General features: G+C 71.6%; 13 protein-coding genes and 1 tRNA gene. 7 read left to right on the top strand and 7 right to left on the bottom strand.

Annotated elements, in window-relative coordinates:
* The first annotated feature begins 107 nt into the window (after window positions 1-107).
* The 6 genes from ACZ4S3_RS26875 to ACZ4S3_RS26900 all read left to right on the top strand — a co-directional run bounded on the left by ACZ4S3_RS26875 (window position 108) and on the right by ACZ4S3_RS26900 (window position 5,527).
* Window positions 108-578 (top strand): GNAT family N-acetyltransferase, encoded by a 471-nt coding sequence (locus tag ACZ4S3_RS26875; protein WP_467938415.1) that lies wholly within the window; start codon window positions 108-110, stop codon window positions 576-578.
* 113 nt (window positions 579-691) lie between these two features.
* On the top strand, window positions 692-1,630 hold the full coding sequence (locus ACZ4S3_RS26880; RefSeq protein ID WP_467938417.1) for an ABC transporter ATP-binding protein: 939 nt from the start codon (window positions 692-694) through the stop codon (window positions 1,628-1,630).
* On the top strand, window positions 1,627-2,640 hold the full coding sequence (locus tag ACZ4S3_RS26885; RefSeq protein WP_467938419.1) for an ABC transporter permease subunit: 1,014 nt from the start codon (window positions 1,627-1,629) through the stop codon (window positions 2,638-2,640). The genes ACZ4S3_RS26880 and ACZ4S3_RS26885 overlap by 4 nt, the downstream gene beginning before the upstream one ends.
* A gap of 145 nt (window positions 2,641-2,785) precedes the next feature.
* Complete coding sequence (locus ACZ4S3_RS26890; protein WP_467938531.1) at window positions 2,786-3,181, top strand: GntR family transcriptional regulator; 396 nt, start codon at window positions 2,786-2,788, stop codon at window positions 3,179-3,181.
* Window positions 3,182-3,331: 150 nt separating this feature from the next.
* Window positions 3,332-4,120 carry a MerR family transcriptional regulator gene (locus ACZ4S3_RS26895; protein WP_467938421.1) on the top strand — a complete coding sequence of 263 codons (789 nt, stop codon included), beginning with the start codon at window positions 3,332-3,334 and terminating at the stop codon, window positions 4,118-4,120.
* Window positions 4,121-4,270: 150 nt separating this feature from the next.
* Window positions 4,271-5,527, top strand: a complete 1,257-nt coding sequence (locus tag ACZ4S3_RS26900) for a glycosyltransferase (RefSeq protein WP_467938423.1) — start codon at window positions 4,271-4,273, stop codon at window positions 5,525-5,527.
* Window positions 5,528-5,733: 206 nt separating this feature from the next.
* On the opposite strand, the gene ACZ4S3_RS26905 is transcribed toward ACZ4S3_RS26900, so the two are convergent.
* The 7 genes from ACZ4S3_RS26905 to galU all read right to left on the bottom strand — a co-directional run bounded on the left by ACZ4S3_RS26905 (window position 5,734) and on the right by galU (window position 11,050).
* Window positions 5,734-5,806: transfer RNA gene (locus tag ACZ4S3_RS26905), tRNA-Ala, on the bottom strand.
* Window positions 5,807-5,881: 75 nt separating this feature from the next.
* Window positions 5,882-6,928, bottom strand: coding sequence for a divisome protein SepX/GlpR (gene sepX / locus ACZ4S3_RS26910; protein WP_467938425.1), 1,047 nt, complete (start codon window positions 6,926-6,928; stop codon window positions 5,882-5,884).
* 152 nt (window positions 6,929-7,080) lie between these two features.
* The gene (locus ACZ4S3_RS26915; protein ID WP_467938427.1) at window positions 7,081-7,695 is read right to left on the bottom strand and encodes a GNAT family N-acetyltransferase; all 615 of its coding nucleotides are present in this window, start codon (window positions 7,693-7,695) and stop codon (window positions 7,081-7,083) included.
* Between the two features lie 14 nt (window positions 7,696-7,709).
* Window positions 7,710-8,213, bottom strand: a complete 504-nt coding sequence (locus ACZ4S3_RS26920) for a MogA/MoaB family molybdenum cofactor biosynthesis protein (protein WP_467938429.1) — start codon at window positions 8,211-8,213, stop codon at window positions 7,710-7,712.
* Window positions 8,210-8,692, bottom strand: a complete 483-nt coding sequence (gene moaC, locus ACZ4S3_RS26925) for a cyclic pyranopterin monophosphate synthase MoaC (protein ID WP_467938431.1) — start codon at window positions 8,690-8,692, stop codon at window positions 8,210-8,212. Before moaC ends, ACZ4S3_RS26920 begins: the two co-directional genes overlap by 4 nt.
* A 134-nt stretch (window positions 8,693-8,826) precedes the next feature.
* Window positions 8,827-10,143, bottom strand: coding sequence for a molybdotransferase-like divisome protein Glp (gene glp, locus ACZ4S3_RS26930; protein ID WP_467938432.1), 1,317 nt, complete (start codon window positions 10,141-10,143; stop codon window positions 8,827-8,829).
* Between the two features lie 4 nt (window positions 10,144-10,147).
* The gene (galU, locus tag ACZ4S3_RS26935; protein ID WP_467938433.1) at window positions 10,148-11,050 is read right to left on the bottom strand and encodes a UTP--glucose-1-phosphate uridylyltransferase GalU; all 903 of its coding nucleotides are present in this window, start codon (window positions 11,048-11,050) and stop codon (window positions 10,148-10,150) included.
* A gap of 112 nt (window positions 11,051-11,162) precedes the next feature.
* Here galU and ACZ4S3_RS26940 point away from each other — a divergent pair, with 112 nt between their 5' ends.
* A complete protein-coding gene (locus ACZ4S3_RS26940) occupies window positions 11,163-11,780 on the top strand; it encodes a 5-formyltetrahydrofolate cyclo-ligase (RefSeq protein ID WP_467938435.1) in 618 nt (205 codons plus the stop codon).
* Window positions 11,781-11,934: the final 154 nt, after the last annotated feature.

Consider the following 11,934-nt stretch of genomic DNA (forward strand, 5'->3'; position numbering starts at 1 on the left):
CAAACTCCCTCATCGCCCTGGCGGCAGCGCAGCCTACGCGACGGCCGTCCGGGCCGCCCGTCAGGGCTTCTCGCACCATCCACCCGGACGCCCGTACGATTTGCGAAATGGAGATACGTCCCGTCCGCTACGACCACCCCGACGCGGTCGCGCTCGATGCGCTCGTCCAGCAGGAATACGCCCGCCGCTACGGCGACGGCGACCTGACCCTGCTGGACCCGGAGATGTTCGCGCCGCCGAACGGCACGTACCTGATCGCGTACGAGGACGGGCGTCCGCTCGCCACCGGGGGCTGGCGGCGACACGAGGACGTGGCGGCGGGGTACGCGGTGGGCGACGCCGAGATCAAGCGGATGTTCGTGGTCCCGGAGGCCCGCGGGCGGGGGCTGGCCCGGCGGATACTCGCCGACCTCGAGGCGGACGCGCGCGCCGCGGGCCGGGTCCGCATGGTGCTGGAGACCGGGACCGAACAGCCGGAGGCGCTCGCGCTGTATGCGTCCAGCGGCTATCGCCCGGTGGAGAAGTTCGGGTTCTACCGGATGTATGAGCAGAGCCGGTGTATGGCGAAGTCGCTGTAGGGCGAGGGCGCGGCGGGCCGGGGGCGCGGTAGCCGCCCTCGTTTTTGTTGACACGGGTCCGGGCGGCTCTCCATACTCATTCCACTAATCAACTAGCTAAAGGGGGGATCCGGGTGCACGAGCCGAGTCCATGGGCGATCGAGGCCGTAGGTCTGGGGAAGAAATACCGGCGCGGCTGGGCCCTGCGGGACTGCTCCTTCCGCCTCCCGGCCGGCCGCATCTGCGCCCTGGTCGGCCCGAACGGCGCGGGCAAGAGCACCTTCCTGGCCGCCGCGACCCGGCTGGTCCAGCCGACGACCGGCAGCCTGAAGCTGTTCGGCGTGCCGGTCTCCGACCCCGCCGTCCTGGAACGGATCGCCTTCCTCGGCCAGGACAAGCCCCTCTACCCGCGCTTCACGGTGGCCGAGACCCTGCGGCTGGGCCGCGAGCTGAACCCGCGCTGGGACCAGGCGTCGGCCGAGCGGATCGTGCGGGCCGGCAACGTGCCCTTCGATGCCCGCGTCGGCACCCTCTCGGGCGGCCAGCGCACCCGTATCGCCTTCGCGCTCGCCTTCGGCAAGCGGCCCGACCTGCTGCTGCTCGACGAGCCGATGTCCGACCTCGACCCGCTCGCCCGGCACGAGCTGTCCGGCCTGCTGATGGCCGAGGCCGCCGAGCAGGGAACGTCCGTCCTGATGTCGTCCCACATGCTCGCCGAGATCGAGGACATGTGTGACTACCTCATCGTGCTGGCGGAGGGCCGGCTGCGGATGGCGGGGCAGAGCGATGAACTGGTTCCGGCGCATCTGCTGGTGACCGGCGTGACCGTGGCCGACGGCGGGCGGGGCGGGGTTCCCGAGGAGCTGTTCTGGGAGCACACCGTCATCGAATCCCGGGTCAGCGGGCGCCAGTTCACCGCCCTGGTGCGGCCGAACGGCCCGCTCTCCGACAGCTGGGACGCCGTAGCGCCGAGCATGGAGGAGGTCCTGCTGGGGTATCTCCGCTCGCCCGACGCGCCGACCCTGATCGCGGACGAGGCACGCATCGACGACCCGCAGGAGGTTGCGGCATGAGCACGACGACCACGGCTTCCCCGGCCTCTCCGGCCAACGGCACGACGGGGGCCGGCGCGCCGCGCCGCCGCCTGCTGCGCGGACTGCCCTGGGTGGTCTACCGGCGCCACCGCAACCTGCTGATCGCCGGAGCCCTGATCACCATCGGCGCCTGCGCGCTCTTCGCCTACCAGCGGACGGGCGTGATGGACTTCCTGCACGCCCACGGCGCGACGCCCGACAGCGAGGGCGAACTGCTCAACAAGTTCCAGAACGAGTTCAACTCGATGTTCAGCCGCGACACCGGGTTCCTGGAGTATCTGCCCGCCATCGTCGCCGTCTTCCTGGGCGCACCGCTCATCGCGAGCGAGCAGGAGCAGGGCACCCTCAAGCTGGTCACCACCCAGTCGGTCGGCCGCAGCCGCTGGTTCGCCGCCACACTCGGTCTGCCGCTGGCCGCCGCGACGCTGAGCACCACCGTGCTGGCGGCCGTCTTCCACTGGCTGTGGTCCCCGGCCCATGAACTGGCCTCGTTCGGCGACTGGCTCCACGGCGGGGCGTTCGAAGGCGCGGGCCCCGTCCTGCCGGCCATGACCCTGTTCCTGACCGCCTGCGGCATCGGCTTCGGCATGCTGATCAAGCGGGTGGTGCCCGCGATGGCGGCCACCGCCGTCTTCTCCTTCGTCACCCTCGTGGTCTGGTCGGAGAAGGTACGCGACCGGCTCGCCCCGCTGCGCAGCATGTCCTACCCCGAGGGCTCCGAGCACTCCCCCAGCCTGCCGCGCGGCGCCATCGACATCGACCAGTGGGTGGGTACCGCGAACGGCAAGCTCTACGGCTTCGGCACCTGCACGGACGCCCACGATTCCGATGCCTGCCGGGCAAAGCTGGGCATCGTCAACCGCGTCGTGCAGTACTTCGACTACAGCCAGATGACGGGGATGCAGTGGCTCGGTGCGGGAATCCTGCTGGCGGCGACGGTGATCGTGCTCGCGCTGGTCGTGTGGCGGGCCCGTAGGCGGCCGCTCTGAACGGGTCCTGGGGTGACCGACCGTCGGACGGGCCCGGTCACGCGCCGGGCGGCGCTTTGACACCCGGCACGGGCGACCCGATCATCAAGCGGTGCGGGCCCGGCCCGCGGCCGGGGAGATCGGCCCCGGTGGAAGCGGCAGAGAGGTGGTGAGCGTCGTGGAGTTCCGGATCGACCGTCGCAGCGGCGTCGCCACCTACCTCCAGATCGTCCAGCAGGTCCAGCAGGCGCTGCGGCTGGGCATCCTGGTGGAGGGCGACCGCCTGCCGACGGCCGCGCAGGTCGCCGCCACGACCAAGGTGAATCCGAATACGACGCTCAAGGCGTACCGCGAGCTGGAACGCGAGGGTCTGGTCGAACCCCGCCCCGGCCTCGGCACCTTCGTCAGCCGCACCCTCGCCCGCCCCAAGTCCGCTGCGGACGCCCTGCTCCGCGAGGAACTGCGCGCCTGGATGGACCGGGCGCGGGCGGAGGGGCTGGACCGGGAGGATGTGCGGGCGGTGCTGAACTCCGTGCTGGAGGAGCGGTACGCGGACGGATGAGCCGGCTGCGGCCCGGCCGACGCCGCGGACGCCCCGCCTCCTGCCCCACCCCTCCCCGCTTGACCCTCACCCCACGTCAGGCCGCAGCCTGATCGACGGCACGGGCCACCGGTGGAGTGGACCGGGGACGAGGGGACGAAAGGCACTGCGATGAGCTACTCGGTCGGGCAGGTCTCCGGCTTCGCAGGGGTCACGGTGCGCACCCTGCACCACTACGACAAGGCCGGCCTGCTCTCCCCCACCGACCGCAGCCCCGCCGGCTACCGGCTCTACAGCGACGCCGATCTCGCCCGGCTCCAGCAGATCCTCTTCTACCGGGAACTCGGCTTCCCCCTCGACGAGATCGCCACCATCCTCGAGGACCCCCAGGCCAACGCCCTCGACCACCTCCGCGCCCGGCACCGTGTCCTCAACGACCAGATCAGCAAGCTGCGGCGGCTGGTCGAGGTTGCCGAGCAGGCCATGGAGGTCCAGCAGACGGGTGTGGCGCTGACGCCCGAGGAGCGGTTCGAGGTCTTCGGCGAGGTCGCCTTCGATCTGAGTTACGCCACCGAGGCCAACCTGAAGTGGCAGCACAGCGCGGGGCACCAGCGCTCGATGGCACGGGCCGCCGCCCACTCCAAGGAGGACTGGGCGCAGATCATGGCCGAAGCCGCCGCGTGGCGGCAGCGTCTCACCGCCGCCTTCGACGCCGGTGAACCGGCGGACGGCGAGCGCGCCATGGACCTCGCCCAGGAACACCGCCGGCACATCAGCCGCTGGTTCACCTCGTGCCCCACCGATATGCACGGTCGGATCGCCGACGACTTCGCCGCCGATCCCCGCGCCTTCGCCCTGCTCGTCCCCCCGACCGAGCAACGCCCCGGCCTGGCCTCGTATCTGCGCACGGCCATCCACGCCAACGCGGTGCGCCAGTCGGACACCCCGCAGGACAACTGAGCGCCGCGTACGGCCCACCTGACGCGCACACCGTACGTCCACGCCCACGCCTCGACGCCCGGCCATCCGCCATCCGCCATCCGCCATCCGCCATCCGCCATCCGCCATCCGCCTCAGCGTCCGCCGCCACCAACCGAGGGTCGAATCCCCATGAAAATCCTGATCACCGCCGCCGGCTCTTACGGCGATGTCGCCCCGTACACGGGCGTCGGCGCCCGGCTCCAGGACGCCGGCCATGAGGTCGCACTCGCCACCCACGACTCATACGCCCCACTTGTACGGGCCGCAGGCCTGGAATTCCGCCACCTCCCGGCCGACCCACGCACCGCCCGCCCCACCGCCGACCCGGAAAAGGCCACCTCCGCGGGCGGCAACCGGGACCTGATGCGCCGGGCCGCGGCCTTCGTCCGACAACTGGGCGGCGGCATCGCCGACGCCACCCGCCAGGACACCGAGCTGCTCCTCCTCTCCACCACCACCGCCCCCCTCGGCCGGCATCTCGCCGAGGCGTTGGACATCCCGTGCCTGGACCTGCCCCTCGTCCCCCACACTCCCACCGGCGACTTCGCCCCCGTCATCAGCGGCGGCCGCTCCCTGGGCCGCTGGGGCAACCGCACCGCCGGCCGCCTCTCCCTCCGCGTCGTCGACCGGCTCTACGCCGGCGCGACCCACGACCTCCGCACCCGCCTCGGCCTGCCACCCGCAACGCCCCGTACGGTCCGCCGCCGCGCCGAAGCGGCCGGTCGGCCGGTCCTGCACGGCTTCAGCGAGGTCCTGGTGCCCCGCCCCGCGGACTGGCGCACCGGCCTGGACATCATCGGAAACTGGTGGCCATACCTTTCCCCTGACGCCCAACTCCCGCCCCTCGTCCAGGACTTCCTGGCCTCCGGCCCGCCGCCGGTGTTCATCGGCTTCGGCAGCATGGCGTCCGGCGAAGGCGAACGGCTGAGCTCCCTCGCCGTACGGGCCCTGCGCCGCGCCAAGGTCCGCGGCGTCCTCCAGTCCGGCTGGGCGAACCTGACCACGGAGGCGGCTGCCGACGACATCCTCACCATCGGCGAGGTCCCCCACGTCCTGCTGTATCCCCATATGTCCGCGGTGGTTCACCACTGCGGCGCGGGCACCGCCGCCGCCGGCCTCCGCGCCGGAGTCCCCACCGTCCCCGTCCCCGTCGCCGCCGATCAGCCCTTCTGGGCCGGCCGCCTCGCCGCCCTCGGCGCCGCCACCGCTCCGATCCCCTTCAAGGACCTCACCGCGGACAACGCCGTCCTCCGCCTCGCCGAGGCCCTCACCCAGGCCACCACGGCCCCCGCCCTCCGCGCCCAAGCCACCCGCGCCGCCCACCGCCTCGCCTCCGAAGACGGCGCCGCCGAAGTCGCCAAGGCCGTGGCCCACCTGGCCGACTAGGCGCCCCCTCCCCCGCCTCGCCCATAAGGCAGAAGCCCCTCCGGGCAGGCCCAGCGCGCGGAACGTACGCGCCGCGGGTTCCTCGATCCGGCGATCCGGCGGGAGCGCGACGGGACTTGGTCCGAGCGTCATCTCCCGTGGGGAGAGGCCGGAACGCCAAAATCCCGCCCGGTCGAACCGACCGGACGGGATCTTGACAAACGCTGTGGACCTGAGGGGACTCGAACCCCTGACCCCCTCGTTGCGAACGAGGTGCGCTACCAGCTGCGCCACAGGCCCTTGCGACGAGTGAAACTCTAGCATCTCGGTCGCGGTGCTCGGAAATCGCTTTCGGTGCTGGTCAGTGGAGGGGTGTCACTCGTTTGCGGCGCGCGGGCGGTCGAGCTCGTCGGCGGGGTCCGCGGCGGTGGGGTGGGCGTACTGGTCGAAGAGAGGGGTGCGGCCGCGGGGGCGGCGGTCGGCGTGGGGCGCGTCGTGGGCGTGGTCGGGGGCGGCGCTGGAGCGGGCGGAGCTCCAGGCGTCCTCGGCGTCGAGGTCGACGTGACTGGTGGCGCGGGGCGCGACCGGGGCCGTGACGTAGGTGGGGAGGGGGACCGGGACCGGTTCCCAGCTGCCGGAGGCGGGGCGGGGGCGTTCGCGTTCGCGCTGCTGGTCGACCCACTCGGCGTGGTCGGTCTCCTCGACGAGGGCGCGGCGGTCGGCGGTGTGCGCGGGGGTCGACGGACGGGGTGGCTCCGGTGCGGCCTCGGCCGGAACGTCAGCGCGGGCGTCGGGCTGGTGGTCGTCGAGGAGCGGCTGGTCGGCCGCCTGCTGAGGGCGGGGCCTGCCTTCCCGCAGTCGTTGGGCTGCCGCCTCCGCCTTGCGCTGGTCCATGGTGAAGATGAAGCGGCGCCGCTCCTGCACGCGGAGGTAAATGATGTACGCGGTGAGGAGGGCGGCGGGGACGGCGGGGACCCACAGGAGCGGGAGGCCGCCCACCGCGGCGGCGATGGCGCCGATCGTGAAGATGAGGAACAGGATGGTGATGGTGCGCCGGCGCCGGGCGAGGACCTTGGCACGCTTGGTGCGCTCGGAAAGAGAAGGGCGCGGGGGGCCGGAGTGCACCCGGGTGTGGTGCGCTTCGAGCTCGTCCGGCGGGTCGCCGAAGGGCCCGGCGTCCGGCTCGTCGGCCAGGGCGTCCGGGTGCTGCTCGTCGCCGGCATCGTCGGCAGGGCGCTCCTCCTGCCCCTTGTCGTAACGGCGTTGCATGGCCGCACGTCCGGACAGGAGCCGGATGGCAGTGCTGAAGCGTTCGGTCGGACGGGCCTCGTTGAGCTCGTCCTGCCTACGGAGCCACATCGGCACCAAATAGGCGGCCCAGGCCCCGACGATGACTGCGTAGATGAGGCCGCTGCTTCTCACAACTCACACGGTAGAGGGGTTTGCGCGGGGCCATCCGCCAATTGAGCCGGTGTGTCGCACGATCTGGCTGATATCTCGAACTTTTTTTGTGATGGTAAGGACGGCGTGACGGAGAATCCGGTCAGGCCGGACACCGTATTCGAACATTTATTTTATTTCTGGGATGTGCCGGGCGTGCTGGGCCTGTGGTGCCGCCAGCGATTGAGCAGGCCCTCGGGCACTTCTTCCACGGTCAGCGCGAATACCGCATGGTCGCGCCAGCCGCCGTCGATGTGCAGATAGCGCGGGCGGATACCTTCCTCGCGGAAGCCGAGTTTCTCCACCACTCGGCGACTGGGGATGTTTTCCGGCCGAATACAGACCTCGATGCGATGAAGTCCCACGGCGCGGAAGCAGTGGTCCACGGCGAGCGCCACGGCGGTCGGCATGACGCCGCGGCCGGCGACTTCCTGATCGACCCAGTAGCCGATATGCCCCGAGCACATGGAGCCCCAGGTGATACCGGCCACGGTGAGTTGTCCGGCGACCCGGCCGCGGTATTCGACGATGAACGGCAGCATCCGGCCGGCATGTGCCTCGGCGCGCAGATGACGGACCATTTGGCGGTACGTCGGACGGTGTGGCGGAGGAATGCCGGGCGGGGGCGGCGGGATGGTGGCTTCCCAGGGGCGCAGCCAGTCGCGGTTGCGGCGGTTGACCTCGCGCCAGGGCCGCTGGTCGCGCATCTTTATCGGACGGAGGGAGACATCTCCGTCCGTCAGGACCACCGGCCAGGACGCGTTCAGCTCGGGCTCCCGGTGGGTCTGGGGTGGTCGCCGCCGCGGATCTGGTCGACGGCGTGCGGCAAGAGGTCGGCGAGGACGGCCAGGCCGTCGCGGACGCCGCCGGTAGAGCCGGGGAGGTTGATGATCAGGGTGGTGCCGGCGACGCCTGCCAGGCCCCGGGACAAGGCCGCGGTGGCCACCTTCGTACGGCCCGCGGCGCGGATGGCTTCGGGGATGCCGGGGACCTCGTAGTCCAGGACCCGGCGGGTGGCCTCGGGGGTGTGGTCGGTGGGCGAGATGCCCGTACCGCCGGTGGTGAGGATGACGGCGTAGAGAGAGGAGGTGACGGCGGTGCGCAGGGCTGCTTCCACCGGATCGCCGTCCGGGACGACCTGCGGGCCGTCCACCTCGAAGCCCATGGCGCTCAGGCCCTCGGCGAGCAGCGGGCCGCCCTTGTCGGGATAGACGCCGGCGGCGGCGCGGTTGGAGGCCGTGACGACCAGGGCGCGGGCGGGGCTCACGGCCGGCTCCAGTCGCCGGACTTGCCGCCGGTCTTCTCCTCGACGCGGATGTCGGAGATGACCGCGGCCTTGTCGACGGCCTTGATCATGTCGACGACGGTGAGGGCGGCGACGGAGACGGCGGTCAGCGCCTCCATCTCGACTCCGGTGCGGTCGGTGGTTTTGACGGTGGCGGCGATCTCGACGGCTTCGTCGGTGACGGTCAGGTCCACCTTTACGCCGGAGACGGACAGCGGGTGGCAGAGCGGGATCAGCTCGGGGGTGCGCTTGGCGCCCATGATGCCGGCGATCCGGGCCGTGGCCAGGGCGTCACCCTTCGGCATGCCCTCGCCCCGAAGCAGCTCGATGACCTGCGGCGATACCAGGACGCGGCCGCGGGCGCGGGCGGTGCGGGCGGTGACGTCCTTTTCCGATACGTCGACCATCCGGGCCGCGCCCGCCGCGTCGATGTGGGTGAGGTGTTGCTGGCCGCTGCTCATCGTTCTCCTGGTCCGGACCGTGCCGTGCCGCGCCTGTGGGACGACACCGTACCCGCAGGCGGCCAGGAGGTGCCTGCAGAGTCGCTCAGGTGCGCCCGCGAGGGGCACCTCCCCTGTCCCGCACGGCATGGCGGCTACCCGAGAAGGAGGACGTCCACCTCCTCGCCCGCGGCCACCTCGGTGACATCCTCCGGGACGACGATCAGGGCGTTGGCGTGGGCGAGGGCCTTGATCAGGTGGGAGCCGGAGCCGCCTACGGGGGTGACCTTGCCGGCGTCCGGGTCGTAGGAGCCGCGCAGGAACTGGCGGCGGCCCTTGGGGGACGAGGCGATGGCTTCGGTGCACTCGGCGCGGGCGGTGGGGCGGTGCACGTCCGGCAGGCCCATCAGGGTGCGGATGGCGGGGCGTACGAAGAGTTCGAAGGAGACGTAGGAGCTGACGGGGTTGCCGGGGAGCGCCATCAGGGGGGTGCGGTCGGGGCCGATGAGGCCGAAGCCCTGGGGCTTGCCGGGCTGCATGGCGAGCTTGCGGAATTCGACCATGCCCTCCTCGGCGGAGAGATCGGTCAGGGTCTCCTTGACCACGTCATACGCACCAACGCTGACGCCGCCGCTGGTGACCAGGATGTCGGCGCGGATGAGCTGGTCCTCCAGGGTGGAGCGGAGGGACTCGGCGTCGTCGGCGACGGCGCCCACGCGGTAGGCGATCGCCCCGGCGGCGCGGGCGGCGGCGGTGAGCTGGAAGCTGTTGGAGTCGTGGATCTGGCCGGGGCCCAACGCCTCGCCGGGCTGGACCAGTTCGCTGCCGGTCGACATCACGACGACCCGGGGGCGGGGCCGCACCCGGACCGTGCCGCGGCCGATCGCGGCGAGCAGGCCGATCTGGGGCGGGCCCAGGACCGTACCGGCGCGCAGGGCCGGCTCACCGGCGGAGACATCGCTGCCCTTGGCGCGGACGTGGGCCCGCGCCGCCACGGGGCGGTGGACGCGGACCTCGCCGGTGGCGTCCTGGGGGGCGGCGCTGTGGGCGCGCATGGTGGCGGCCGGTCCCTGGCCGCTGCCGCCGTCGGTCCATTCGACGGGGACGACGGCTTCGGCGCCGGGCGGCACCGGGGCGCCGGTCATGATGCGGGCCGCCTCGCCGGGGCCGACCGCGGGCAGTTCGCCGCTGCCCGCCGCGACATCGCCGATGACGGTGAGGGTGGCGGGGAACTCCTCGGTGGCGCCCGCGACATCGGCGACCCGGACGGCATAGCCGTCCATGGAGCTGTTGTCGAAGGGCGGCAGGGCGGCGGGGACCGTGATGTCCTCGACCAGGACGCAGCCCTGGGCGTCGAGGAGTTGCAGCTCGATCGGCTCCAGCGGAGGGATCTTCGACAGGACGTCGTCGAGGTGCTCGGCCACCGACCAGACGCGGTCCTGGTGGCGGGTCTGGTCGGTGGTGCCGTTCAACGTCTTACATCTCCTCGGTGACATAACTGCGAAGCCAGGCCCTGAAGTCCGGGCCCAGGTCTTCACGTTCGCATGCCAGTCTGACAATGGCACGCAGGTAATCGCCACGGTCGCCGGTGTCATACCGCCGGCCCTTGAAGACGACGCCGTGTACGGGTCCGCCGAGGGCGGGGTCGGCGGCCAGTGCCTGGAGGGCGTCGGTCAGCTGGATCTCGCCGCCGCGGCCCGGTTCGGTCTTGCGCAGCACCTCGAAGACGGCCGGGTCGAGGACATAGCGGCCGATGATCGCGAGATTGCTGGGGGCCTCGGCGGGGTCGGGCTTCTCCACCAGGTCGGAGACCACGACCACGTCGTCGTCGCCGGTGGGGGTGGCGGCCGCGCAGCCGTAGAGGTGGATCTGCGCCGGGTCGACCTCCATGAGGGCGATGACGGAGCCGCCGTGCTGTTCCTGTATCTCGACCATGCGCTGCAGCAGGGGGTCGCGGGGGTCGATGAGGTCGTCGCCGAGGAGGACCGCGAAGGGCTGGTCGCCGACGTGTGGTGCGGCGCACAGGACGGCGTGGCCCAGTCCCCTGGGGTCCCCCTGGCGGACGTAGTGCATGGTCGCCAGGTCGCTGGATTCCTGGACCTTCGCCAGCCGGGACTCGTCGCCCTTGCGGTGCAGGGCCTCTTCGAGTTCGTAGTTGCGGTCGAAGTGGTCCTCAAGGGGGCGCTTGTTGCGGCCGGTCACCATGAGTACGTCGCTGAGCCCGGCGGCGGCCGCCTCTTCCACCACGTACTGGATGGCGGGCTTGTCGACGACCGGGAGCATCTCCTTGGGTGTGGCCTTCGTGGCGGGGAGAAACCGGGTGCCGAGGCCGGCTGCCGGGATGACAGCCTTGCTGATCCGTGTGTGCGATGGGGTCATGCGCGACACCATAACCGGCCCTATCGGAACGATGATGAGGGTCTGGTGAATAGAGCATGAGAGCGGGAGCAAGGGCACACAAGTGAACTCTGATCACGATAGAAAGCGCAGGTTGCGGCGGGATCTCCTGGAGGTTAGAAGATCGTTGCCAACGGATGTCGTCGCGGCGACGGGCGATGCGCTGGCCCGCCGGACGCTGGAGCTCGAGGAATTCCGGGCGGCGACATCACAGGAAAACGGGGCAAATAGGGATGAGTCGTCCGGTCCGGCCGTACCGCTGACCGTTGCCGCCTACGTCTCCATCGGCCACGAACCCTCCACAGGCCCGTTGCTGGACGGGCTCCGGGCGGCCGGCGTGCGCGTTCTGCTGCCCGTACTGCTGCCGGACAACGATCTTGACTGGGCCCGGTACGAGGGCGCCGAGCGGCTGGTGCGGGCCGGCTGGGGACTGCTGGAGCCGGACGGTGACCGGCTCGGGCCCGAGGCCGTCACGGCGGCCGATGCGGTGCTGCTGCCCGGTCTCGCGGTGGACGGACAGGGACTGCGGCTGGGGCGCGGCGGCGGGTCGTACGACCGGGTGCTGGAGCGGCTGGAGCAGGCCGGGTCCCAGGCGGCACTGGTGGTGCTGCTGTACGACACGGAGGTGCTGGAGCGGGTGCCGGCCGAGGCGCACGACCGGCCGGTGCATGCGGCGGTGACGCCGTCGGGGGTGCACCGGTTCCGGCACTGAGGCCGGCCGGAGAACGCCGTCGGGGGGGGCGGGGCTGCCCCCCCCCCCCCCCCCCCCGGGGCGCCCGGGGGAACCGCGGTTAGGGGGGAGCGGCACGGGGTCCATAGCCGTGTTATTTAAAACCCCCAACCGGTAAACCCCGGGGAGCCCTTAG

Source organism: Streptomyces sp. NPDC028368 (assembly GCF_055565615.1).

Excerpts from the sequence above, each read along its gene's own strand:
- ACZ4S3_RS26875 (WP_467938415.1), top strand. The coding sequence starts at position 108 with ATGGAGATACGTCCCGTCCGCTACGACCACCCCGACGCGGTCGCGCTC.
- ACZ4S3_RS26885 (WP_467938419.1), top strand. The coding sequence starts at position 1,627 with ATGAGCACGACGACCACGGCTTCCCCGGCCTCTCCGGCCAACGGCACG.
- ACZ4S3_RS26895 (WP_467938421.1), top strand. The coding sequence starts at position 3,332 with ATGAGCTACTCGGTCGGGCAGGTCTCCGGCTTCGCAGGGGTCACGGTG.
- ACZ4S3_RS26900 (WP_467938423.1), top strand. The coding sequence starts at position 4,271 with ATGAAAATCCTGATCACCGCCGCCGGCTCTTACGGCGATGTCGCCCCG.
- moaC (WP_467938431.1), bottom strand. The coding sequence starts at position 8,692 with ATGAGCAGCGGCCAGCAACACCTCACCCACATCGACGCGGCGGGCGCG.
- galU (WP_467938433.1), bottom strand. The coding sequence starts at position 11,050 with ATGACCCCATCGCACACACGGATCAGCAAGGCTGTCATCCCGGCAGCC.